Source organism: Nocardioides sp. SLBN-35, assembly GCF_006715725.1.
Taxonomy (GTDB): Bacteria; Actinomycetota; Actinomycetes; order Propionibacteriales; family Nocardioidaceae; genus Nocardioides.
The window spans coordinates 5,061,512-5,084,579 of the sequence record NZ_VFNU01000001.1; the positions used below are offsets into that span (position 1 = coordinate 5,061,512).

Annotated in this window: 21 protein-coding genes; 3 read left to right on the forward strand and 18 right to left on the reverse strand. The window is 70.1% G+C overall.

The window, feature by feature from the left end; translation table 11 throughout:
- The first annotated feature begins 172 nt into the window (after nt 1-172).
- Entirely contained in the window at nt 173-2,152 is a 1,980-nt protein-coding gene (locus FBY23_RS24325; protein WP_141800497.1) for a 2-oxoacid:acceptor oxidoreductase subunit alpha, read from the forward strand.
- Between the two features lie 17 nt (nt 2,153-2,169).
- Complete coding sequence (locus FBY23_RS24330) at nt 2,170-3,252, forward strand: 2-oxoacid:ferredoxin oxidoreductase subunit beta (RefSeq protein WP_260806604.1); 1,083 nt, start codon at nt 2,170-2,172, stop codon at nt 3,250-3,252.
- A gap of 81 nt (nt 3,253-3,333) precedes the next feature.
- Here FBY23_RS24330 and FBY23_RS24335 read toward each other — a convergent pair whose 3' ends face one another.
- Nucleotides 3,334-3,780 (reverse strand): hypothetical protein, encoded by a 447-nt coding sequence (locus FBY23_RS24335; RefSeq protein WP_141800499.1) that lies wholly within the window; start codon nt 3,778-3,780, stop codon nt 3,334-3,336.
- Nucleotides 3,781-3,896: 116 nt separating this feature from the next.
- On the opposite strand from FBY23_RS24335, the gene rarD reads away from it, so the two are divergent.
- A complete protein-coding gene (rarD, locus tag FBY23_RS24340) occupies nt 3,897-4,805 on the forward strand; it encodes an EamA family transporter RarD (protein WP_174245242.1) in 909 nt (302 codons plus the stop codon).
- 364 nt (nt 4,806-5,169) lie between these two features.
- Here rarD and FBY23_RS24345 read toward each other — a convergent pair whose 3' ends face one another.
- The 17 genes from FBY23_RS24345 to FBY23_RS24425 form a co-directional block, all read right to left on the reverse strand.
- Nucleotides 5,170-6,114, reverse strand: a complete 945-nt coding sequence (locus FBY23_RS24345) for a polyprenyl synthetase family protein (RefSeq protein WP_141801253.1) — start codon at nt 6,112-6,114, stop codon at nt 5,170-5,172.
- Between the two features lie 68 nt (nt 6,115-6,182).
- Nucleotides 6,183-7,784 carry an NADH-quinone oxidoreductase subunit NuoN gene (gene nuoN, locus FBY23_RS24350; protein WP_141800500.1) on the reverse strand — a complete coding sequence of 534 codons (1,602 nt, stop codon included), beginning with the start codon at nt 7,782-7,784 and terminating at the stop codon, nt 6,183-6,185.
- Nucleotides 7,784-9,292, reverse strand: a complete 1,509-nt coding sequence (locus FBY23_RS24355) for an NADH-quinone oxidoreductase subunit M (RefSeq protein ID WP_141800501.1) — start codon at nt 9,290-9,292, stop codon at nt 7,784-7,786. The genes nuoN and FBY23_RS24355 overlap by 1 nt, the downstream gene beginning before the upstream one ends.
- A complete protein-coding gene (nuoL, locus tag FBY23_RS24360; RefSeq protein WP_141800502.1) occupies nt 9,292-11,235 on the reverse strand; it encodes an NADH-quinone oxidoreductase subunit L in 1,944 nt (647 codons plus the stop codon). The genes FBY23_RS24355 and nuoL overlap by 1 nt, the downstream gene beginning before the upstream one ends.
- A gap of 10 nt (nt 11,236-11,245) precedes the next feature.
- Nucleotides 11,246-11,539, reverse strand: a complete 294-nt coding sequence (gene nuoK / locus FBY23_RS24365; protein ID WP_141800503.1) for an NADH-quinone oxidoreductase subunit NuoK — start codon at nt 11,537-11,539, stop codon at nt 11,246-11,248.
- Nucleotides 11,536-12,318, reverse strand: a complete 783-nt coding sequence (locus tag FBY23_RS24370; protein WP_260806605.1) for an NADH-quinone oxidoreductase subunit J — start codon at nt 12,316-12,318, stop codon at nt 11,536-11,538. Before FBY23_RS24370 ends, nuoK begins: the two co-directional genes overlap by 4 nt.
- A gap of 26 nt (nt 12,319-12,344) precedes the next feature.
- Nucleotides 12,345-12,914 (reverse strand): NADH-quinone oxidoreductase subunit NuoI, encoded by a 570-nt coding sequence (gene nuoI / locus FBY23_RS24375; protein WP_141800505.1) that lies wholly within the window; start codon nt 12,912-12,914, stop codon nt 12,345-12,347.
- Nucleotides 12,907-14,217 (reverse strand): NADH-quinone oxidoreductase subunit NuoH, encoded by a 1,311-nt coding sequence (gene nuoH / locus FBY23_RS24380; RefSeq protein WP_141800506.1) that lies wholly within the window; start codon nt 14,215-14,217, stop codon nt 12,907-12,909. The genes nuoI and nuoH overlap by 8 nt, the downstream gene beginning before the upstream one ends.
- Complete coding sequence (locus FBY23_RS24385) at nt 14,214-16,658, reverse strand: NADH-quinone oxidoreductase subunit G (protein WP_141800507.1); 2,445 nt, start codon at nt 16,656-16,658, stop codon at nt 14,214-14,216. The genes nuoH and FBY23_RS24385 overlap by 4 nt, the downstream gene beginning before the upstream one ends.
- Entirely contained in the window at nt 16,655-17,965 is a 1,311-nt protein-coding gene (nuoF, locus tag FBY23_RS24390; RefSeq protein ID WP_222117931.1) for an NADH-quinone oxidoreductase subunit NuoF, read from the reverse strand. The genes FBY23_RS24385 and nuoF overlap by 4 nt, the downstream gene beginning before the upstream one ends.
- A gap of 57 nt (nt 17,966-18,022) precedes the next feature.
- Nucleotides 18,023-18,748, reverse strand: coding sequence for an NADH-quinone oxidoreductase subunit NuoE (gene nuoE, locus FBY23_RS24395; RefSeq protein ID WP_141800508.1), 726 nt, complete (start codon nt 18,746-18,748; stop codon nt 18,023-18,025).
- Nucleotides 18,745-20,082, reverse strand: a complete 1,338-nt coding sequence (locus FBY23_RS24400) for an NADH-quinone oxidoreductase subunit D (protein ID WP_141800509.1) — start codon at nt 20,080-20,082, stop codon at nt 18,745-18,747. Before FBY23_RS24400 ends, nuoE begins: the two co-directional genes overlap by 4 nt.
- Nucleotides 20,082-20,813 carry an NADH-quinone oxidoreductase subunit C gene (locus tag FBY23_RS24405; protein ID WP_141800510.1) on the reverse strand — a complete coding sequence of 244 codons (732 nt, stop codon included), beginning with the start codon at nt 20,811-20,813 and terminating at the stop codon, nt 20,082-20,084. The genes FBY23_RS24400 and FBY23_RS24405 overlap by 1 nt, the downstream gene beginning before the upstream one ends.
- Entirely contained in the window at nt 20,810-21,364 is a 555-nt protein-coding gene (locus FBY23_RS24410) for an NADH-quinone oxidoreductase subunit B family protein (protein ID WP_141800511.1), read from the reverse strand. Before FBY23_RS24410 ends, FBY23_RS24405 begins: the two co-directional genes overlap by 4 nt.
- Before the next feature lie 2 nt (nt 21,365-21,366).
- Nucleotides 21,367-21,723, reverse strand: a complete 357-nt coding sequence (locus FBY23_RS24415) for an NADH-quinone oxidoreductase subunit A (RefSeq protein ID WP_141800512.1) — start codon at nt 21,721-21,723, stop codon at nt 21,367-21,369.
- A gap of 171 nt (nt 21,724-21,894) precedes the next feature.
- Nucleotides 21,895-22,356, reverse strand: a complete 462-nt coding sequence (locus FBY23_RS24420) for a hypothetical protein (RefSeq protein ID WP_141800513.1) — start codon at nt 22,354-22,356, stop codon at nt 21,895-21,897.
- Between the two features lie 19 nt (nt 22,357-22,375).
- Nucleotides 22,376-23,065 carry a demethylmenaquinone methyltransferase gene (locus FBY23_RS24425; protein ID WP_141800514.1) on the reverse strand — a complete coding sequence of 230 codons (690 nt, stop codon included), beginning with the start codon at nt 23,063-23,065 and terminating at the stop codon, nt 22,376-22,378.
- Nucleotides 23,066-23,068 lie beyond the last annotated feature (3 nt).

Below are 23,068 nucleotides of genomic sequence, written 5' to 3' on the forward strand. Positions count from 1 at the left end.
ACTATCGTGGTGAGGAGTTTTCGAGAACCGCGCCGCACGCCGGCCGCAGGGGACGACGAAAGACATTCACCGAAAGGTGGAACGTGTTCTAGTTTGAACCTAGAATCGACCCACCTGACGCCGTCGCCGCTTCCCCACGGCCGACGTCGATGTCGAGAGAAGTGGAGCAGGTGTGAGCCAGACCAAGCAGGTCAAGCAGCTGGACCGGGTCATCATCCGGTTCGCCGGTGACTCCGGTGACGGCATGCAGCTGACCGGTGACCGGTTCACCCAGGAGTCGGCCGTGTTCGGCAACGACCTGGTGACGCTGCCCAACTTCCCCGCCGAGATCCGGGCGCCCCAGGGCACCATCCCCGGTGTCTCGTCGTTCCAGATCCACTTCGCCGACCACGACATCCTCACCGCGGGCGACCGGCCCGACGTACTGGTCGCGATGAACCCGGCCGCCCTCAAGGCCAACCTGGGCGACCTGCCGCGCGGGGCGACGATCATCGTCGACACGCACGACTTCTCCAAGCGCAACCTCGACAAGGCGGGCTACACCTCCAACCCGCTCGACAAGCTGGGCGAGGTCGACGACCTCCTCGCCGGCTTCCAGGTCCAGCCGGTCGACCTGACCGGCATCACCGTGGAGGCGGTCAAGGAGTTCGGCCTGTCCCGCAAGGACGCCGCCCGCGCCAAGAACATGTTCGCGCTGGGCCTGCTGTCCTGGATGTACGGCCGCCCGACCGAGCCGACCATCGCGTTCCTCGAGAAGAAGTTCGCCAAGGTCCCCGACATCCTCGGCGCCAACATCGCGGCCTTCAAGGCCGGCTGGAACTACGGCGAGACCACCGAGACCTTCGTCGTCCAGTACGAGATCAAGCCGGCCCGCATGCACGCCGGGACCTACCGCAACATCACCGGCAACCTGGCCCTGTCCTACGGCCTGGTCGCCGCCGGCGTGCGCTCCGAGCTGCCGGTGTTCCTCGGCTCGTACCCGATCACCCCCGCCTCCGACATCCTCCACGAGCTGTCGAAGCACAAGGCGTTCGGCGTGACCACGCTGCAGGCCGAGGACGAGATCGCCGGCATCGGCGCCGCGATCGGCGCCTCCTTCGCCGGCCAGCTCGCGATCACCACCACCTCGGGCCCGGGCATCGCGCTCAAGTCCGAGGCGATCGGCCTGGCCGTGATGACCGAGCTGCCGCTGGTCGTCGTCAACGTCCAGCGTGGTGGGCCGAGCACCGGCCTGCCGACCAAGACCGAGCAGGCCGACCTGCTGCAGGCGATGTACGGCCGCAACGGCGAAGCGCCGGTCCCGATCGTTGCGCCGCAGTCGCCCGGCGACTGCTTCGCCGCCGCGGTCGAGGCCGCCCGGATCGCGATCACCTACCGCACTCCTGTCTTCCTGCTCTCCGACGGCTACCTCGCCAACGGCTCCGAGCCGTGGGCGATCCCGTCGATCGACGAGCTGCCGAAGATCGAGGCGAACTTCGCCACCGAGCCCAACCACACCTCCACCAACGCCAAGGGCGAGCAGGTCGAGGAGTTCTGGCCCTACGCCCGCGACAAGGACACCCTGGCGCGCCCGTGGGCCATCCCCGGCACCGCCGGCCTCGAGCACCGCATCGGCGGCCTCGAGAAGGCCGGCACGCCTCAGACCGGCCACGGCAACATCTCCTACGACCCGGCCAACCACGACCAGATGGTCCGGCTGCGCCAGGAGAAGATCCAGCGCATCGCCGACTCCCTGCCGCCGCTCGAGGTCGACGACCCCTCGGACGAGGCGAAGGTCCTGGTGATCGGCTGGGGCTCGACCTACGGCCCGATCGGTGCCGCCTGCCGCCGCGTCCGCCGCGCCGGCTACAACGTCGCACAGGTCCACCTGCGCCACCTCAACCCGTTCCCCAAGGACCTCGGCGAGATCCTGAAGGGCTACGACAAGGTCCTCGTCCCCGAGATGAACCTCGGCCAGCTCTCCAAGATGCTGCGCGCGGAGTACCTCGTCGACGCCCAGGGCTACAACCACGTCTACGGCCTGCCGCTCAAGGCCGCCGAGCTGGCCGAGGCCATCGGCGTCCTGGTCGGCGACGCCGAGGGTCGCGAGGTCGACCTCGGCGAGCACGGCCTCAACCTTCCTGCCGACCACGAGGAGGCTCCGGTCCGATGAGCACCATCGATCTCCCCATGCCCAGCCTGGGCACCGCGCTCGTCCCCACCCTGGCCGAGGGCGAGACCCAGACCGCGAAGGACTTCTCCAGCGACCAGGAGGTCCGCTGGTGCCCCGGCTGCGGCGACTACGCCGTCCTCAAGGCCGTCCAGTCCTTCCTGCCCGACCTCGGACTACGACGCGAGAACATCGTCTTCGTCTCCGGCATCGGCTGCAGCTCGCGCTTCCCCTACTACCTCGACACCTACGGCATGCACTCGATCCACGGCCGCGCACCCTCCATCGCGACCGGCATCGCCACCGCCCGCGAGGACCTCTCGGTCTGGGTCGTCACCGGCGACGGCGACGCACTCTCCATCGGCGGCAACCACCTCATCCACGCCCTGCGCCGCAACGTCAACATGACGATCCTGCTGTTCAACAACCGCATCTACGGCCTCACCAAGGGCCAGTACTCCCCCACCAGCGAAGTCGGCAAGGTCACCAAGTCCACCCCCGTCGGCTCGCTCGACCACCCCTTCAACCCGGTCTCGCTCGCCCTCGGCGCCGAAGCCACCTTCGTGGCCCGCACCATCGACTCCGACCGCAAGCACCTCACCGCCGTCCTCGCCGCCGCAGCCGCGCACCGCGGCACCAGCCTCGTCGAGATCTACCAGAACTGCCCGATCTTCAACGACGGCGCGTTCGACGCGATCAAGGACCGCGACAACGCGCACGCCCTGATCCCGCTCACCCACGGCGAGCCGATCACCTTCGGCGTGCGGGACGAGGCCACGGGCCTGGGCGACAAGGCGCTGGTGCGCGGCGCCGGTGGCGGCGTCGAGGTCGCCGACACCGCGTCCGTGGCGACCGAGGCGATCATCGTCCACGACGCGCAGAGCCCCGACCCGTCGACCGCGTTCGCGATCTCGCGGCTCACCGACGCGGGCTACCTCAACCGGAGCCCGATCGGCATCTTCCGCCAGGTCGAGCGCCCGACGTACGACGACCAGGCCCGTGCCCAGGTCGCCACCGCCAGCGAGGCCGCGGCAGCGCAGGGCAGCCCCGAGGAGCGGCTCACCGCCCTCATCAACGCGGGCGACACCTGGACCATCGACTGACCCGGTCCCCCGACGTACGAAATCGCAACGCGCCGCCGAGCTGAGCTCGGCGGCGCGTTGCGTTGCGCGGGACGGGGTCCGTCAGCTGCGCGGGTAGACCTTGAACTTGAAGATCGCCTTGGCGTAGACGGCGTCACCCTTGGCGACGACCTTGTAGCGGGTGGTCTTGCGACGCTCGGCCTTGACGAAGACCTTCTTGGTCAGGCCGCTGGCCTTGGTCTTGACCTTGGCGACCCGGACCCACTTGCCGCTGCGCTTGACGTAGACCTTGATCTTGACGCCCGGCGCGAGCGGGTTGGTCGCGAACTTGGCCCACAGGCGCTTGCCGTAGCAGTTCGGCGGGTTGGGGCCGCAGTCGCCGATGCCGACAGCGCGCGGCGTGACGCCCTTGGCGGCGACGACCTTGCTGGTCGCCGGCTGGACCTGGATCGAATCGGCGGCCTGGGCACCGGTCGGCGCCAGCGTCAGGCCGAGGAGCGCGGCGGTGAAGGCCGCGACCAGGACAGAGATCGTGCGAGTGAATCGCATCAGGGACTCCCCCTCGAGATCGGGATCGTTCGTGGACACGGCCTTCGTGCCCACCTGGACACGACCTGAAACCACCGGCCCCGCGGGTCGTGGCAACACGTCGCTAAGGTCCCAGTGTGTCGGACCAGCGCCGTGGCTTCGTCCTCGGGTTCCTCGCGTACCTGATGTGGGGTGCGTTTCCCCTGTACTGGCCCCTGCTCAAACCCAGCGGCGCCGTCGAGATCCTCGCCCACCGCATGGTCTGGTCGTTGGTCGCTATGGGCGTGCTCGTCGTCGCGCTGCGGCGGCTGGGCGCGCTGCGTGACGTGCTCCGCGATCGTCGCACGACGCTCCTGCTCGTGGTCGCCGCCGCCACCATCACGGCCAACTGGGGCACCTACATCTACGGCGTCAACAGCGAGCGCGTCGTCGAGACCTCCCTCGGCTACTTCATCAACCCGCTGGTCACCGTGCTGATGGGCGTGCTCGTCCTCGGCGAGCGTCTCCGGCCCGTGCAATGGACCGCCCTGGCCATCGGGTTCGCCGCCGTCGTGCTCCTCACCGTCGACTACGGCCGGCCGCCTGTCATCGCGCTCGTCCTCGCCTTATCGTTCGGCACGTACGGCCTCGCCAAGAAGTCCGCCGGCGTCGGCGCGATCGAGAGCCTCGCCTTCGAGACCGCCGTGATCGCCCCCTTCGCCCTCGGCTACCTGGTCTGGCTCGGCGCCAGCGGCCGCGCCCACTTCGCCGGTGAGGGCCCCGGCCACGTCTTCCTGCTCGTCGCGAGCGGAGTCGTCACCGCCATCCCCCTGCTCTGCTTCGGTGGCGCGGCCACCCGGGTCTCGATGACGACCCTGGGCCTGCTGCAGTACCTCACCCCGTCGATCCAGTTCGCCCTCGGCGTCACCCTGCTCGGCGAGCACATGCCCGCCGGCCGCTGGATCGGGTTCGCGCTGGTGTGGCTGGCGCTGGTCGTGCTCACCGCCGAGGCGCTGCGCCACCACCGCCGCCAGCTCGCGGCGGCCGCCGAGGCCTGCGCGGTCTGAGCCGCTTGTAACTAAGGGTTACAGCACGAAAACAGCCGCCAGAGCACCGAGGTAGGTGCCATAACGCCCGGGTAGTCAGGTGCGGGCACCGACTGCGGCAACGGCTCAGTGCCCGCCTGGGTCGCCGTCGACCCGCCGCATCTACCTCGGCACTCTTGCTAGTACCCGGGCGTTAGAGCACCGAAATTCGTGCAGTAACGCGTAGTTACAAGCGCCCGAGGCCTCGTGCGGCGGCGGACGGGGTGCACGTCGCCGCCGCACGAGACGCCAGAAAAGTTAACTGACTTACTGGCATTCAACGAGCCCGCGCCACCACGGTTCGGCCGAACCCGTGACAGGTGCTGCCGATCACTCCGCGCGTGCGTCAGGCGGAGCGGACCGCAACGACGTCGGCGAACGCCTCGAGCGCGGTGCGGACCGAGCCCTCGGGCAGCGCCCGGAGCAGCTCCTTGGCCTCCTGGGCGCGCGCGACGACGTACGCCTGCGCCTGGCCCATCGCGGGGTGCTTGCGGAGCAGGTCGAGCGCCTCGGCGTGCAGCTGCGCGTCGCCGGCGAGGTCGGATCGCGACGGGTCGAGCAGCTCGAGCAGGCGTGCGTCGGCCGGGTCGGTGGAGGCGCGGGCCAGGAGCACCGGCAGGGTGGGCACGCCCTCCTTGAGGTCGGTGCCGGGGGTCTTGCCCGACTCCTCGCTCTCGGAGGCGATGTCGAGGATGTCGTCGGAGAGCTGGAAGGCGGTGCCGACGAGCTCGCCGTACGCCGTCAGCGCCTCGACCACCGCCGGGTCCGCGCCGGAGAACAGGGCGCCGTAGTGGGCCGAGGTCGCGATCAGGGAGCCGGTCTTGCCGGCGACGACCTCGAGGTAGTGGGCCAGGGCGTCCTCGTCGGGGCCCGGCTTCACGGTCTCGAGGATCTGGCCCTCGACGAGGCGGGTGAACGTCTCCGCCTGGATGCGTACGGCGTCCGGGCCCAGCTCGGCGGTCAGCTCCGAGGACTTCGCGAACAGCCAGTCGCCAGTGAGGATCGCGACCAGGTTGTCGTAGCGGGCGTTGGCCGAGTCCTCGCCGCGGCGCAGCGCGGCCTCGTCCATGACGTCGTCGTGGTAGAGCGAGCCGACGTGGGTGATCTCCACGACACAGGCCGCGGTGAGCACCTCGTCGGCGTCCGGGCGCGGGCCGGCCTCGGCGGCCAGCAGGACCAGGAGCGGGCGGAACCGCTTGCCGCCGGCGGCGAGCAGGTGGCGCGCCGCCTCGGTGACGTACGGCGCGCGGCTGGACGCGTGGCCGTAGAGGGCCTCCTCGACCGTCGCCATCCGCGCCCGCAGGCGGTCGGCGAGTTCGGTGTCGTCGATCGGCAGCGCAAGCTCGGCCCCAGGTGTGTTCACCTGATGAAGTCTCCCGTACGGGTCACGAGATCGAGAACCGGGCCCGGCACGACGCCCAGGACCAGGGTCGCGACCAGGCACACCGCGATGGTGCCGGAGGTCAGCAGCGAGGACCTGGTGACCACACCCGCGCCGTCGGCACTGGGCTCGGTGAAGAACATCAGCCGGATGTGCCGCACGTAGAACGTGATCGCCAGGATGCTGCACGCGATCGCCACCAGCACCACGGGCCAGGCCCCCGCAGACAGCGCCGAGGTGAACACGGCCCACTTGCCGATGAAGCCGGCGGTGAGCGGGATCCCGGCCATCGAGAGCAGGAAGAACGCGAACGCGCCTGCCACCAGCGGGGAGGTCCGGCCCAGGCCGGCCCAGCGCTCGTACGCCGTCGCCTCGCCGCCCGCGTCGCGGACCAGCGTCACGATCGCGAATGCGCCGATCATGGCAAAGCCGTAGGTGGTCAGGTAGAAGAGCACGCCCTCGAGCGAGGTGTACTGGCCCTTGGCGAGCTCGCCGGCGCTCTGCACGCCCAGCACGCCGACCAGGATGAAGCCGGTGTGGGCGACCGAGGAGTAGGCCAGCATCCGCTTGACGTCGTTCTGGACGATGGCCAGCACCGCGCCGAGGACCATCGAGGCGATCGCGATCACCCACAGCATCGGCTGCCAGCTCCAGCGCTCGCCGCCGAAGGCGACGTACAGCAGGCGCAGCAGGGCGCCGAAGGCGGCGACCTTGGTGCCGGCGGCCATGAACGCGGTCACCGCGGTGGGCGCGCCCTGGTAGACGTCGGGGGTCCAGGCCTGGAAGGGCGCGGCGCCGATCTTGAAGAGCAGGCCGACCGCGAGCAGGCCGATGCCGGCGAGCAGCAGGCCGTGGTTGGCCGTGCCGGCGCGGACCGCCTCGTTGATGCCGGCGAAGGAGACCGAACCCGCGTAGCCGTAGACCATCGCGGCGCCGTACAGGAAGAAGCCGGAGGCGAAGGCGCCGAGGAGGAAGTACTTCATCGCGGCCTCCTGACTCAGCAGGCGGCGACGGCGTGCCAGGCCGCAGAGCAGGTAGAGCGGCAGGGAGAGGATCTCCAGGGCCACGAACATGGTGAGCAGGTCGCCGGAGGCCGGGAAGAGCAGCATGCCGCTGACGGCGAACAGGAGCAGCGGGTAGACCTCGGTGTGCTCCAGGCCGCGGGTCGAGGCCTCGCGCTCGCTCTCGGTGCCGGGCAGTGCGGCCGCCTGGCCGGTGAAGGCCGAGACGCCGCCCTCGAGTCGCTGCTCGGCGAAGAGCGCGACGCCACCGAGGGCGAAGACGAGGAGCAGGCCCCACAGGTAGACGGTGGGGCCGTCGACCACGACGCTGCCCATCGCGCCGACCAGGCCCCGTCCCTCGGCGCCGTCGGCGCCCTTGTGGGTGTCGAGGTCCATGCCGACGACGACGGTGGCCACCAGGGCGGCGATCACGGTGACCGCGGCGAGGCCGACCTGGGGCAGGCGGCGGGTGCCGCGCGGCAGGAAGGCCTCCAGCGCTACGCCGACGCAGGCGCCGCCGAGGACGATGAGGATCGGCAGCAGCTCGGCGTACTCGAGCTCGGGCTTCACGAACTCCATCAGTGCGCCTCCTCCGTCTGCACGACCGTCGGCTGGTCGTCCTGGATCCCCATCTGGTGCATCAGGTCACCCACCATCGGGTTGCTCACGTCGAGCAGCGGTGCGGGATAGAACCCGAAGAACACCAGCGCGGCCATGAGCGGGGCGACGGCGACGATCTCGCGCACGCCGAGGTCCTTGGTGCCCTCGACCTCGGGCGGCGTGGGGCCGGTCATCGTGCGCTGGTACATCCACAGCACGTAGATCGCGGACAGCACCACCGCGGTCACCGCGATCGCGCCGACGTACCACCCGTAGTCGAAGGCCGCCACGAACACGAGGAACTCGCTGACGAACGGCGAGAGGCCCGGCAGGCCGAGCGTGGCCAGGCCGGCGACGAGCAGCAGCCCGGCCAGGACCGGCGCGACCTTCTCGACGCCGCGCATCTCGCGGATCGAGGACGTGCCGCTGCGGTCGTAGAGGTAGCCCGCGACCAGGAACAGCGCGGCGGTGCCGAGGCCATGGTTGACCATGTAGAGGATCGCGCCGGTGCCACCCTGGCTGGTCATCGTGAAGACGCCCAGCGTGATCAGGCCGAAGTGGCTCAGCGAGGTGAGGCCGATCAGGCGGAAGATGTCGTCCTGGCCGATCGCGATGAACGCGCCGTAGACCACGGAGATCAGCGCCAGCGTGATGACCAGCGGGGTCGCCCACTGCGAGGCCTCCGGGAAGATGCCGAGGCAGAACCTCATCATCCCGAAGGTGCCGATCTTGTCGAGGATGCAGACCAGCAGCACGCCGGTGCCGGGCGTCGCCTTCTCGGTGGTGTCGGCCAGCCAGGTGTGCAGCGGGAACAACGGCGCCTTGATCGCGAAGGCGATGAAGAAGCCGAAGAACAGCCAGCGGCCGGCCTCGGTGCCGATGTCGAGCTTCTCGAGGTCGGCGAGGAGGTACGACGGCTCGCCCTGCTGGGCGGAGACGACGTAGAGCCCGATCACCGCGGCGAGCAGGATCAGGCCGCCCGCGAGCTGGAACATCAGGAACTTCAGCGCCGCCGCGCCCCGGCCCTCGCGGCCGAAGCCGCCGACCAGGAAGTACGCCGGGATCAGCGTCGCCTCGAAGACCACGTAGAAGAGGAACACGTCGGTCGCGCAGAACACCGCGAGCGAGAGGCCCTCGAGCGCCAGCGTCCAGGCGACGAACGCGCGGGCGCCGGCCGAGCCCGCGGCGTCGGCCTTGAACCACTCCGCGCCGAGCACCAGCGGGACCAGGAGGACCGTCAGCAGGACCAGCAGCAGGCCGAGACCGTCGACGCCGAGGGCGTAGTGCACCCCGAACGCCTCGATCCACTCGTGCTCCTCCTTCAGCTGGCGGCCGCCGTCGGCGTCGTACGACGCCGCGACGACCACGCCGACGACCAGCGTCGCCAGCGCGACGCCGAGGCCGGCGGTCTTGCTGACCGTGCGCGGGAGGAACGCGACGGCGACCGCACCGGCGACCGGCAGCCAGACGAGCAGGCTGAGCAACATCAGTTCACCACCACCAGGGTCAGGACGAGGAGCAGTGCGCCGCCGAGGATGCCGAGGGCGTAGGACCGGACGTAGCCGTTCTGGAGCCGCCGGAGCAGCTCACCGGTGCCGGCGAGGACCGTCGTGCCGCCCATGAAGAGCCCGTCGACGAGGGTGCGGTCACCGTCGGTGAGCGCGCGCACCGTGGCGCGGCCCGGGTTGACGACCAGGCCCTCGTTGATCGCGTCGCCGTAGAGGTCGGCGCGGGCGGCCCTCGTGGCGAACGAGACGTCGGCCGGCGCGGTGCGCGGGACGTCGCGCTGGCCGACCAGCACCCAGGCCAGTGCCACACCGACGGCGACCACGGCGATCGTGATCAGGGTGAGCACGATGACCGGCAGCGGCGGCTCCTCGTGCTCGGCGTGGCCGACGACCGGGCCGAGGAAGTCGACGATCCAGTTGCCGGCGAGCATCAGGCCGCCGAGCGCGGAGAGCGCGGCCAGCACCATCAGCGGAATGGTCATCACGAGCGGGCTCTCGTGGGGGTGGACGTCCTTCTCCCAGCGCTTCTTGGTGAAGAAGGTCATCAGCATCATCCGCGTCATGTAGAAGCCGGTGATGCCGGCACCGAGCAGCGCGCAGATACCGACGACCGGGTTCTCGGTCAGCGCGACCTCGATGATCTTGTCCTTCGACCAGAAGCCGGCGAACGGCGGGATGCCGATGATGGCGAGGAAGCCGAGGGCGAAGGTCGCGAACGTGATGGGCAGCGCCTTCTGCAGCGCGCCGTAGTGGCGCATGTCGACGTCGTCGTCCATCGCGTGCATCACCGAGCCGGCCCCGAGGAACATGTTGGCCTTGAAGAAGCCGTGGGTCAGCAGGTGGAAGATCGCGAACGCGTAGCCCGCGACGCCGAGGCCGGCACCGAGCATCATGTAGCCGATCTGGCTCATCGTGGAGCCAGCGAGACCCTTCTTGATGTCGTCCTTCGCGCATCCGATGATCGCGCCCCACAGCAGCGTCACCGTCGCCACGATGACCACCGCGGTCTGGGCGGTCGGCGCGAGCTCGAAGACGAAGTTGGAGCGGGTGATCAGGTAGACGCCGGCGGTGACCATGGTCGCCGCGTGGATGAGGGCCGAGACCGGGGTCGGGCCCTCCATCGCGTCGAGGAGCCAGGCCTGGAGCGGGACCTGGGCCGACTTGCCGCAGGCGCCGACGAGCAGCAGCACGCCGATCCAGTTGAGCGTGGTCTCGGTGGCGCTGCCGGCCAGGGCGCTGACGCCGCTGAAGCTCGCGGTGCCGAACGTGACGATCATCAAGAAGATCGCCAGGCCCATGCCCACGTCGCCGACCCGGTTGATGACGAACGCCTTCTTGGCCGCGGCGGCCGCCGACGGCTTGTGCTGCCAGAACCCGATGAGGAGGTACGACGCGAGGCCGACGCCCTCCCAGCCCAGGAACAGGCCCACGTAGTTCTCCGAAAGGACCAGCATGAGCATGGCCGCGACGAAGAGGTTCAGGTAGGCGAAGAACCGGCGCCGGCGCGGGTCGTGGGCCATGTAGCCGATCGAGTAGACGTGGATCAGCGAGCCGACGCCGGTGATCAGCAGCAGGAAGAGCGCCGACAGCGGGTCGTAGAGCAGGTCCATGCCGATGTGCAGCCGACCGGAGTCGATCCAGTCGTAGAGGTGCTGCGCGACCTGGCGGTCGCCCTCCTCGCGCCCGAGCAGGCTCACGAACAGAACGAGGCTGATCACGAAGGAGGTGGCCGCGGTCGCCGTACCGAGCAGGTGGCCCCACTTGTCGGTGTAGCGGCCGCCGAGCAGCAGGATCGCGGCGCCGAGCAGCGGCAGCGCGATGATCAGCCACAACAGGGTGAAGGGTCCGTCGGCGTCGGTCGGCGAGACCACGGGGATGTGCGTCTCGCTGGCCTTGAGGGTCAGCGCGGTGAGTGCGTGCATCATCTCGTCCTCAGAACTTCAGCAGGCTCGCGTCGTCGACCGAGGCCGAGCGACGGGTCCGGAAGATGGTCATGATGATCGCGAGCCCGACCACGACCTCGGCCGCGGCCACCACCATCACGAAGAAGGCGGCGATCTGGCCGTCGAGGTTGCCGTGCTGGCGGGCGAAGGCGACGAACGCGAGGTTGCAGGCGTTGAGCATCAGCTCGACGCACATGAACACGACGATCGCGTTGCGGCGGGTGAGCACCCCGATCGACCCGATCGTGAACAGGATGGCGCTGAGCACCACGTATTCGGTCACGCCTCGTTCTCCTCACTCGAGCCGGTCGCAGCGCTCTTGCCCGCCGTCTCAGGCTTCTCCGTGGGATCGACGCCGAGCTGGTCCTTGATCACCTCGATGTCCTTGAGGCCGGCCTTCTGCATGGTGCCGCGGGCCGCGAGGACCCGGGAGACAGACGCGGGCGCCGGGCTGCCGTCGGGCAGCAGGGCCGGGGTGTCGACCGCGTTGTGGCGGGCGTAGACGCCCGGTGGCGGCAGCGGGCCGAGGTGGGCGCCGCTCTCGGCGTACGCCCGGACCTTGTCGGCGGCGATGCTCGCCTGGGTGCGCTTCGGGGTGAGCCGCTCGCGGTGGGCCAGCACCATCGCGCCGACGGCGGCGGTGATGAGCAGGGCGCTGGTGGCCTCGAAGATGAACACGTAGCGGGAGAACAGCAGGTCGGCCAGCGCCTGGACGTTGCCACCGGCGTTGGCCTCGTCGAGGCCGACCGCGGTGCCGAAGGTGAGCTGGGTCAGCGCGACCACCATCACCACGACGAAGGCCAGGCCGACCAGCCAGGCCAGCGGCCGCTGGCCCTTGATCGTCTCGACCGTGGAGTCGGAGGCGTCGACGCCGACCAGCATCAGCACGAAGAGGAACAGCATCAGGATCGCGCCGGTGTAGACGATGATCTGGACCGCGAACAGGAACGGCGCCTCGAGGACGGCGTACAGCACCGCGAGGCTGATCATCACGACCGCCAGCAGCAGCGCCGCGTGGACGGCCTTGCGCACGAACAGGATGCCGAGCGCGGCCAGCACCATGATCGGCGCGAGGATCCAGAAGGCGGTCACTGCTCGGCCCCCTTGAAGTCGCCGCGGTAGTAGTCGTCGTCGGAGCCGAGCAGCTGCGGGTGCGGCGGCTGCTCCATGCCCGGCAGCAGGGGCGCCAACAGGTCGGACTTCTCGTAGATCAGGCTGGCCCGGCTGTCGTCGGCGAGCTCGTACTCGTTGGTCATCGTCAGCGCCCGGGTCGGGCAGGCCTCGATGCACAGACCGCACAGGATGCAGCGCAGGTAGTTGATCTGGTAGACGCGGCCGTAGCGCTCACCGGCGCTGTAGCGCTGGGACCTCCCGTCCGCGTCGAGGGTGTCGTCGTTCTCGGCGCCCTCGACGTAGATCGCGTCGGCGGGGCAGGCCCAGGCGCACAGCTCGCACCCAACGCACTTCTCGAGGCCGTCGGGCCAGCGGTTGAGCTGGTGGCGGCCGTGGAAGCGCGGCGCGGTGGGCAGCTTCTCCTTGGGGTACTGCTCGGTGACGACCTTGCGGAACATGGTCCGGAAGGTGACCCCGAACCCGGCCACCGGGTCCCAGAGCTGCTCCTTGAGGGAGGGCCCCTTTTCGCGCGGCTGGTCAGCCATTGCTCACCCCTGAATCGCGGACGGTCTCACTGACGGTGGCATCGGTGCGGAACACCAGCGGCGCGGCGGCACCGCGGACGGCGCCACCCGCCGGCATGGGCGGCACCGGGAAGCCCCCGGCGCGTGGCTCGACGGGCTCGGCGGTCGCCTCGTCGTCCTTCTCCGGGACGAAGAAGGTCAGCAGCAGCACGGCGAGCACCACGCCGCCGATGATCAGCCAGAACTGAGGGTTGCTGCCGAAGCCCTCGTCGAACACGCCCTCGTTGCGGGCCGCGCGCATGGTGGCGACGGCGACGATCCACACCAGCGAGACGGGGATCAGCCGCTTCCAGCCGAACGCCATGAACTGGTCGTAGCGCAGCCGCGGCAGCGAGCCGCGCAGCCAGATGAAGATGAAGATGAAGAACAGCACCTTGCCGAAGAACCACAGCACCGGCCAGTAGCCCTCGTTGGCGCCCGCCCACACGTGGTCGATCCAGAACGGCGCGTGCCAGCCGCCCAGGAAGAGGGTGGTCGCCAGTGCGGAGACGGTGGCCATGTTGATGTACTCGGCGAGGAAGAACAGCGCGAACTTCAGGCTGGAGTACTCGGTGTGGAAGCCGCCGACCAGCTCGCCCTCGGCCTCGGGGAGGTCGAACGGCGCACGGTTGGTCTCACCGACCATGGCGATCGTGTAGATCACGAACGACGGCAGCAGGATCAGCCCGAACCACAGGTCGTCCTGGGCGGCGACGATCTCGCTGGTGGACATCGAGCCGGCGTACATGAACACCGCGACCAGGGCGAGGCCCATCGCGACCTCGTAGGAGATCATCTGCGCGCTCGAGCGCAGCCCGCCCAGCAGGGAGTACGTCGAACCGCTGGACCAGCCGCCGAGGACGATGCCGTAGATGCCGATCGACGCGATCGCCATCACGAAGAGCACGGCGACCGGCATGTCGGTGAGCTGCAGCGGGGTCTGGTGCCCGAAGAAGCTCACCTCGGGCCCGAACGGGATGACGCTGAACGTCACGAACGCCGGCACCACGACGATCACCGGCGCGAGCACGAAGACCACCTTGTCGGCGGCCTTGGGGATCAGGTCCTCCTTGAAGGCCAGCTTCACGCCGTCGGCCAGCGACTGCAGCAGGCCGAAGGGGCCGTGCACGTTGGGGCCGATCCGGTGCTGCATCCGGGCGACGACCCGGCGCTCCCACCAGATGTTGAACAGCGTGAGCAGGACCAGGATGACGAAGATCAGGAGGGTCTTCAGCCCGACGACCCACCAGGGATCCTTGCCGAACAGACCGAGCGACTCGCTCACCCGTGCACCCCTTCCGCTCCCGTGATGGTGACCGTGGCGCCCGGGGACGCCAGGTCGGCGAGGACGCCGTTGCCGACCGAGTTGGCCGGCACCCAGACCACGCCCTCGACGAGGTCGTCGCAGATCTCGGCCGGCAGCGTCATCGAGCCGCGGTCACCGGTCACCGTGACCGTCGGGCCGTAGCGGTCGAAGTCGGCCGGCGTGACCAGGGCGACCGGCGTGCGCGCGGTGGCCTTGAGGAACTTGTCGCCGTCCTGCAGCGAGCCGTTGTCGAGCAGCTGCTTCCACGTGGCCAGCCGGACCGTCGAGTTGCCGCCTTCTCGCTGTTGAGTTGCCGCAGACTCGCCCGGGGCCGCCGGCAGGCCGACGCGCTCGCCGTCCCACGGCCCGAGCTGAGCCATCTCGGCTCGGACCTCGTCGACGGTGCGGAACCCGAGCGGACTCCCCTGACCGAGCCGGGCCATCTCGTCGGCGATGCCGGCGAGGGCGCGCAGGTCCGGCAGCGAGGCCGGGTTGTGCAGGGCGGCCTCCCAGGTGCGGACCCGGCCCTCCCAGTTGACGAAGGTGCCGGCCTTGTCGGTGGTCGGTGCGACCGGGAAGACGACGTCGGCGTGCTCGGTGACCTCGGTACGACGCAGGTCGAGCGCGACCAGGAAGCCGGCGGCGTCGATGGCGGCGCGGGTGGCGGCGGGGTCGCTGGTGTCGTCGGGGTCGACGCCGGCGATGACCAGGCCGCCGAGCTCGCCGGCGCTGAGGGCGGCGACGATCGCGTCGGCGCTGCGGCCCTCGGTCTCGGGCAGGTGCTCGACGCCCCAGGCGGCGGCGACGTCGATCCGGGCGCCGGTGTCGCCGACCGGACGGCCGCCGGGCAGCAGGGTCGGCAGGCAGCCGGCCTCGAGCGCCCCGCGGTCACCCGCGCGGCGCGGGACCCAGGCCAGCCGGGCACCCGTGGACGCGGCGACCTCGGCGGCGGCGGTGAGCGCGCCGGGCACGGTGGCCAGCCGCTCCCCCACCAGGAGGACCGACGTGGCGTCCAGCTCGCCGGCCAGCGCCCGCAGCGCGGCCGGCTCGTCGCCGGGCGCGGTCGAGACCACGCGGGCGGACAGCTTGTCGAGGCCGCGGGTCGTGAACGGCGCGAGGCTGATCACCTCGGTGCCGCCGGCACGGACCGACTTGCGCAGCCGCAGGAAGATCGCGGCCGCCTCGTCCTCGGGCTCCAGGCCCACGAGGACGACCGACGCCGCGGACTCGAGGTCGTCGTAGGTGACACCGCCGTTGCCGGGTCCGGTCAGCACCACCGACGCGGCGAGGAAGGCCGCCTCCTCGGCGGAGTGGGGGCGGGCCCTGAAGTCGATGTCGTTGGTGCCGAGCGCGACTCGGGCGAGCTTGCTGTAGGCGTAGGCGTCCTCGGCCGTCAGCCGGCCGCCGGTCAGTACGCCGACGCCGCCGGCCGCCTTCGCGGCGGCGAGACCGCGGGCGGCGACGGTGAACGCCTCGGGCCACGAGGCCGGGCGCAGTGAGCCGTCCTCGTCGCGGACCTGCGGGTAGGTGATCCGGTCGTCACCCTGCGTGTAGGCGAACGCGAACCGGTCCTTGTCGCTGATCCACTCCTCGTTGACCGCGGGGTCGTTGCCGGCCTGGCGGCGCAGCACGGCGCCACGGCGGTGGTCGACGCGGATCGCGGAGCCGCAGGCGTCGTGCTCGGCGATGCCCGGCGTCGAGACCAGGTCGAAGGGGCGGGACCGGAACCGGTACTGCTCGGAGGTGAGCGCGCCGACGGGACAGATCTGGATGACGTTGCCGGAGAAGTACGACAGGAACGGTGCGTCCTCGGCGATGCCGATCTGCTGCTGGGCGCCGCGCTCGACCAGCGCGATGAACGGGTCGCCGGCGATCTCGTCGGCGAACCGGGTGCAGCGCTGGCACACGATGCAGCGCTCGCGGTCGAGCAGCACCGTCGGCGAGAGGTTGATCGGCTTGGGGAAGGTGCGCTTCACGCCGCGGTTGCGGTCGTCGGAGAAGCGGGACTCGCCGCGGCCGTTGGACATCGCCTGGTTCTGCAGCGGGCACTCGCCGCCCTTGTCGCAGACCGGGCAGTCGAGCGGGTGGTTGATGAGCAGCAGCTCCATCACGCCCTGCTGCGCCTTGTCGGCGACCGGGCTGGTGACCTGGGTGCTGACGACCATGCCCTCGGCGACCGGCAGCGTGCACGAGGCCTGCGGCTTGGGGAAGCCGCGGCCGTTGCCGGCGTCGGGGACGTCGACCAGGCACTGGCGGCAGGCGCCGACGGGCGCGAGCAGCGGGTGGTCGCAGAACCTCGGGATCTGTACGCCGACCTGCTCGGCGGCCCGGATCACCAGGGTGTCCTTGGGGACGCTGACCTGGACGCCGTCGATGGTGACGGTGACGAGATCGGTCTTCTCGACTTCGCCGGTCGTCATGCCGAGACCTCCGTTCCGGACCACGCGGTGGACCGCGCCGGGTCGAACGGGCAGCCGCCCTGCTCGAGGTGGGCGAGGTACTCGTCACGGAAGTGCTGGATCGAGCTGGACACCGGACTGGTCGCGCCGTCGCCGAGCGCGCAGAAGGAGCGTCCGAGGATGTTGTCGCACTGGTCGAGCAGCTGGTCGAGGTCGGCCTCGCTGCCCTGGCCGTTCTCGAGGCGGGTCAGCGCCTGCACCAACCACCACGTGCCCTCGCGGCACGGGGTGCACTTGCCGCACGACTCGTGCTTGTAGAACTCCGTCCAGCGCAGCACCGCACGGACCACGCAGACCGTCTCGTCGAAGATCTGCAGCGCGCGGGTGCCGAGCATCGAGCCGACGGCTCCGACGCCCTCGAAGTCGAGGGGGACGTCGAGGTGCTCGGCCGTGAGCAGCGGGGTGCTCGATCCGCCAGGGGTCCAGAACTTCAGCTGGTGGCCCTCGCGGATGCCGCCGGCGAGGTCGAGCAGCTCGCGCAGGGTGATGCCGAGCGGCGCTTCATACTGGCCCGGAGTCCGCACGTGCCCGGACAGCGAGAAGATGCCGTGGCCCTTGGACTTCTCGGTGCCCATCGAGCCGAACCAGGCCGCGCCGTTCTTGACGATCGCCGGCACGGACGCGATGGACTCGACGTTGTTGATGACCGTCGGGCTGGCGTACAGGCCGGCGACCGCGGGGAAGGGCGGGCGCAGTCGCGGCTGGCCGCGGCGGCCCTCGAGGCCCTCGAGGAGGGCGGTCTCCTCGCCGCAGATGTAGGCCCCGGCACCGGCGTGGACGACGACGTCGAGGTCGTAGCCGGAGCCGTGGATGTCCTTGCCGAGGTGGCCGGCGGCGTACGCCTCGGCGACGGCGGCCTGGACCCGGCGAATGACGTGGACGACCTCGCCGCGGATGTAGATGAACGCCTTGTTGGCGCGGATGGCGTAGGAGCTGATGATGACGCCCTCGACGAGGACGTGGGGGTTGCCCATCATCAGCGGGATGTCCTTGCAGGTGCCCGGCTCGGACTCGTCGGCGTTGACGACGAGGTACTTCGGCTTCGGGTTGTCCTGCGGGATGAACGACCACTTCATGCCGGTGGGGAAGCCGGCGCCGCCCCGGCCGCGCAGGCCGCTGTCCTTGACGGCGGCGATGACGTCGTCGGGGCTCATCGCGAAGGCGACGTCGAGGGCGGAGTACCCGCCCTTGCCTGCGTACGTCGCGAGCTTCCAGGACTGCTCGGCGTCCCAGATGTCGGTGAGAACCGGGGTCAGAATGTCAGCCACGGAGTGTCCTCTCCCGGTTGTTGAGGAGCGAGCGCCAGCGAGCGTCTCGAAACACGCTCATGCGTCGCTCTCCGACTTCTGTGCGGCCTCGACGGCGGGCGTGGCCGCCGGATCGGGGGCGTGCCAGCCGCGCTGGCGGGCGATCTCGAGGCCGGCGAGCGACGCGGAGCCCGCGGAGGGGCCCTCGTCGACGCGGCCGTCGGGGAACCCGGCGAGGACCCGCTCGGCCTCGCGCCAGGTGCAGAGCTTGGGTCCTCGGGTCGAGCTGACCTCGTGGCCGGCGCGCAGTGCCTCGACCATCTGGACCGCCGACTCGGGGGTCTGGTTGTCCATGAACTCCCAGTTGACCATCACCACCGGCGCGTAGTCGCAGGCCGCGTTGCACTCGATGTGCTCGAGGCTGACCGTGCGCGAGTCGCCCTGGCGCTGGACTGCGACCTCGTCGTTGCCGATCTCGAGGTGGTCCTCGAGCCGCTGGAGGATCGCGTCGCCGCCCATCACCGCGCACAGCGTGTTGGTGCACACACCGACGTGGTAGTCGCCGACGCCGTGGCGCTTGTACATCGTGTAGAAGGTGGCGACGCCGTTGACGTCGGCAGCGCTGATCTCCAGGATCGCGGCGCAGGCCTCGATGCCCTCGGGGGTGATCCGGCCCTGTACCGACTGCACGAGGTGCAGCATCGGCAGCAGGCCCGAGCGCGGCTCGGGGTAGCGCTCGGCGATCTCGCGCAGCTCGGCGATCGTCTTGTCGTCCAGCTGGTTGGCGCTGGGCTGGGTGCTCATCGGTCGACGCCTCCCATGACCGGGTCGATGCTCGCGATGGCGACGATGACGTCGGCGATCTGGCCGCCCTCGCTCATCACGCCCATCGCCTGGAGGTTGTTGAACGACGGGTCGCGGAAGTGCGCCCGGAAGGGACGGGTGCCGCCGTCGGAGACGACGTGGGCGCCGAGCTCGCCGCGCGGCGACTCGACCGGCACGTAGGCCTGCCCGGCCGGGACCCGGAAGCCCTCGGTCACCAGCTTGAAGTGGTGGATCAGGGCCTCCATCGACTCGCCCATGATGTGGCGGATGTGGTCGAGGCTGTTGCCCATGCCGTCGCTGCCGATCGAGAGCTGGCTGGGCCAGGCGATCTTCTTGTCGGCGACCATGACCGGCGCGCCCTCGAGCCGGGCCAGCCGGTCGGCGGCCTGCTCGATGATCTTGAGGGACTCGTGCATCTCGTTGAGGCGCACCCGGAACCGGCCGTAGGAGTCGGAGGTGTCCCAGGTCTGTACGTCGAAGTCGTAGGTCTCGTAGCCGCAGTAGGGCTGCGCCTTGCGCAGGTCGAAGCCGTAGCCGGTGCTGCGCAGGACCGGGCCGGTGAGGCCGAGCGCCATGCAGCCCTCGAGGTCGAGGTGGCCGACGTTCTCGAGACGGGCCTTGAAGATCGGGTTCGCGTTGCACAGCGCGGCGTACTCGGGCAGGCGCTTCTTCATCAGCGCGACGAACGAGCGGATCTCGTCGAGCGCGCCCGGCGGCAGGTCCTGCGCGACGCCGCCGGGGCGGATGAACGCGTGGTTCATCCGCAGGCCGGTGATCAGCTCGAACAGGTCGAGGACCAGCTCGCGCTCGCGGAAGCCGATCGTCATCACCGTCAGCGCGCCGATCTCCATGCCGCCGGTGGCGATGCACACCAGGTGGGAGGAGATCCGGTTGAGCTCCATGAGCAGGACCCGCATGATCTGGGCCTTCTCGGGGATGTCGTCCTCGATGTCGAGCAGCCGCTCGACGCCCAGGACGTAGGTCATCTCGTTGTAGAACGGCGAGAGGTAGTCCATCCGGGTGCAGAACGTGACGCCCTGGGTCCAGGAGCGGAACTCCATGTTCTTCTCGATGCCGGTGTGCAGGTAGCCGATGCCGCAACGGGCCTCGGTGACCGTCTCGCCCTCGATCTCGAGGATCAACCGGAGCACGCCGTGGGTCGACGGGTGCTGCGGGCCCATGTTGACGACGATCCGCTCGGCGGCGTCGCCCTCGCCCATGTCGGCGGCGATCTCGTCCCAGTCCTGGCCGGTGACGGTGAAGACCTTGCCCTCGGCGGTGTCGGTGCCGTCGGCGTAGAAGTCGGTGCTCATCAGTTGTAGCTCCTCCGCTGGTCCGGCGGTGGCACGCTGGCGCCCTTGTACTCGACGGGGATGCCGCCGAGCGGGTAGTCCTTGCGCTGCGGGTGGCCCGGCCAGTCGTCGGGCATCAGGATCCGGGTCAGCGCCGGGTGGCCGTCGAACTGCAGGCCGAACATGTCCCACGTCTCGCGCTCGTGCCAGTCGGCCGCGGGGTAGACCGGGACGAGGGACGGCAGGTGCGGATCGGCGTCGGGTACGGCGACCTCGACGCGGACCCGGCGGTTCCAGGTGAACGACATCAGGTGGTAGACCGCGTGCAGTTCGCGGCCGGTGTCACCCGGGTAGTGCACGCCGCTGACCCCCGAGAGCAGCTCGAAGCGCAGACTCGGGTCGTCGCGGAGCTTCTTCGCCACCTCGCTCAGGTGGTCGCGGTGGACGTGGAAGGTGATCTCGCCGCGGTGGATCACGACCTGCTCGATCAGCGGGTCGAGCACGTCGGCGACCTTGTCGAACCAGCCGCCGTAGGGGCGCTGCGCCGCACCGGGCAGGACCACGGGAGCCACCAGGCCGCCGTACCCGCTGGTGTCGCCGGAGCCCTTGACGCCGAACATGCCGTGGCGCTCGCCGACCGCACGGACCTCGAGGCCCGGCTCGCCGAGCGCCTCGGGGGCGTTCTCCGGGGACTGCTCGACCGCGGGCTGCTCGACCGCCTTCTCGGGACCGGCGGGCTTGTCGTCGCTCACCGGAGCATCCCCCTCATGTCGCTGGTGGGAAGGGCGACCAGGCCCTCGGCCTCGAGCTCACGGATCTGCGCCTGGCGGTTGGCGCCGAGCGGGGTGTGCTGGACCTTGTCGTGGAGCTTGAGGATCGCGTCGATGAGCATCTCGGGGCGAGGCGGGCAACCCGGGAGGTACATGTCGACGGGGACGACGTGGTCGACGCCCTGGACGATCGCGTAGTTGTTGAACATGCCGCCGCTGCTGGCGCACACGCCCATCGCGAGCACCCACTTGGGCTCGGCCATCTGGTCGTAGATCTGGCGCAGGACCGGGGCCATCTTCTGGCTGACCCGGCCGGCCACGATCATCAGGTCGGCCTGGCGCGGGCTGGCGCGGAAGACCTCCATGCCGAACCGGGCGAGGTCGTACTTCGGGCCGCCGCTGGTCATCATCTCGATCGCGCAGCACGCGAGCCCGAAGGTCGCCGGCCAGAAGCTGGCCTTGCGCATGTAGCCGGCCAGGCCCTCGACCGTGCTCAGCAGGACTCCGCTCGGGAGCTTCTCCTCGACACCCATGGTCAGTCCCAATCCAATCCGCCGCGGCGCCAGACGTAGGCGTAGGCCACGAAGACCGTGGCGATGAACAGCACCATCTCGATCAGTCCGTACCAGGCCATGGCGTCGAAGCGAACGGCCCACGGGTAGAGGAAGACGATCTCGATGTCGAAGACGATGAAGAGCATCGCGGTGATGTAGTACTTCACCGGGAAGCGCCCCGTCAGCGCCTGGGGGGTCGGCTCAATGCCGCACTCGTAGGAGTCGTACTTCGCGCGGTTGTAGCGCTTCGGCCCGACCAACGTGCTCATGACGACCGACCCGACCGCGAACAACGCGGCCAAAGCCGCCAGCACCAGCACCGGCGTGTAGAGCTCCATGAGCCTCCCTCTCGTGATCTTGTGAACAGAATCACTAGTGGCGTGCCACACATCCTGCCACTGCCCGGAGGCCTCGTCACAGGGGGGTGGTCATCGGGGGCGTCCGATGCGCCCGGCGACGCCGAAACCGGCCCTGACCTGCGGATTTAACGCACGAGAGGGTTGCGTAATTCAGGGTCTCGGGATGCGCTGGACCCACGTGTCCGGGAACAGCTGGCGCGGGATGGTGAGCCACTGCCGGCTGGCCTCGTCGCGTGCCAGGACGACGACGGATCCCGGTACGACGCGGGCCAGTCGCGCCCAGGGCAGCTCGCTGGCGCCGGCCGCCGTCTCGAGGCGCAGCGCCTCGTCCGTGGCCTCCGCCGCCGCCGTGGCGCCGACCGGGTAGGCGGCCAGCAGCATCCGGCGCACGGAGCGGCGCGCGCTCACCCAGAGCCAGGCTCCCATCGCGACCCCGAACACCGGACCCAGGAGGAGTCCGGGCGTGCCCCAGCGAGCCGAGCCGAACACCGCCATCGCACAGGCGGCGAGCACCACGAGGTAGAGCGCGAGCCGGCGCCACAGCTGCCAGGTCGACGTACGGACCAGCGCAGCCTGCTCGGCCTCCGTGACCGTCCACTCGACGCGGTCCACGGACGACTCCACGGGCCGGTCAGGCCGTCGCGCGGTGCAGGGCGACGATGCCGCCCGACAGGTTGCGCCACTCGGGCCTGCTCCAGCCCGCCTCGCCGATCAGGTCGGCCAGCCCGCGCTGGTCGGGCCAGGCGCGGATCGACTCGGCCAGGTAGACGTAGGCGTCGGGGGCCGAGGAGACGGTGCGGGCGACGGCGGGCAGCGCCTTCATGAGGTACTCGATGTAGACCGTGCGCCACGGGCTCCACGTGGGGTGGCTGAACTCGCAGACCACCAGCCGGCCGCCGGGCTTGGTGACCCGGCGCATCTCGGCGAGCCCGGCCAGCGGGTCCACGATGTTGCGCAGGCCGAACGAGATCGTGACCGCGTCGAAGGTCGCGTCGCGGAACGGCAGCTTCGTGCCGTCACCGGCGGTGAACGGCAGGTGGGGCAGCTGCTTCTTGCCCACCTGGAGCATGCCGATCGAGAAGTCGCACGGCACCACCTCGGCGCCGGCGTCGAGGAACGGCTGGCTGGAGGTGCCGGTGCCGGCAGCGAGGTCGAGCACCCGGTCGCCGTACGACGGGTCGACCGCGGCGAGGACGTCGCGCCGCCAGCGACGGTCCTGCCCGAAGGACAGGATGTCGTTGGTCAGGTCGTAGCGCCGAGCGACGGTGTCGAACATCCGTCGGACGTCGGCGGGCTGCTTGTCGAGCTCTGCACGGGCCACGCG